The organism is Bathymodiolus azoricus thioautotrophic gill symbiont (assembly GCF_001298715.1).
Taxonomy (GTDB): Bacteria; Pseudomonadota; Gammaproteobacteria; order PS1; family Pseudothioglobaceae; genus Thiodubiliella.
The window spans coordinates 1-862 of sequence record NZ_CDSC02000406.1 but is presented as its reverse complement, the minus strand read 5'-3'; the positions used below and the strand labels follow the sequence as shown (position 1 = coordinate 862).

The window sequence follows — 862 nt, the reverse complement described above, 5'->3', positions numbered from 1 at the left end:
CCCCCCCATACTGCGATTGAACCATCGGCTTTAACGGCAGTAAAAACACTGTTAGCTGAATGAATCTCAATATAACCACTGTCAGTGGGTGCACCTGAACCGCCAGCATAATGTAAACCCCACACTGTAATTGAACCATCGGCTTTAAGGGCGGCAAAGGCACCCCTAGTTGAATAAATCTTGATATGACCACTGTCAGTGGGTGCACCTATGCCACCAGAATTTGAGTCACCCCATGCCGTGATTGAACCATCAGCTTTAAGCGTAGCAAAGGCCTCTTTATTAGGATAGTTTGGCGTATTATTCAACCCATCAAAATCATTAAAGTAACTAGAATAATCCACCTCGGAAAAACGCAAAAGATCAACACCCATAACCTGAACTTCTGCTAGAGACAGATAGTTCTTATCAAGTAATTGGATTCTAACATAACGACCTTGTTTGCCCTGTGTGCCTAATTTAATGATTTTTTTAGGATTAGGGGTGACATGAAAGTCTTTCCGATAAACACGAGTGCTAAAGTCTGCTGTATTGGAAACACTGACCTGGTAATTGCTTAGCCTATCTACACAACAATCGGTACGATTGTAGATAATGATTTGATTGATATTTTTCTTACTGCCCAGATCAACCTGCCACCAGGCACCTTGTTCCTTTTGGGTGTGAGTTATGCTATAGATCTTTGCCAAGATGACTGGCAAGGACTATTTTTTAAATGAAAGTGTTGCACTTATGGGTTGAATTCGCCTATAATTAATCTGACTTAATTCAATAAAAAGAAACTTTTATTAATAAAGTTGATAAAATTTTATATTAATACAAAGGAGAACAACAAATGAAAAATATAAATACCGAATCCACT

The 862-nt window shown here is 38.6% G+C and carries 1 protein-coding gene; it reads right to left on the bottom strand.

Features of this window, described 5'->3' with window-relative positions:
* Window positions 1–689, bottom strand: a 689-nt coding sequence (locus BAZSYMA_RS07815; protein ID WP_195910158.1) for a galactose-binding domain-containing protein, incomplete at its 3' end; no start/stop codon positions are given.
* Between the last annotated feature and the right edge of the window lie 173 nt (window positions 690–862).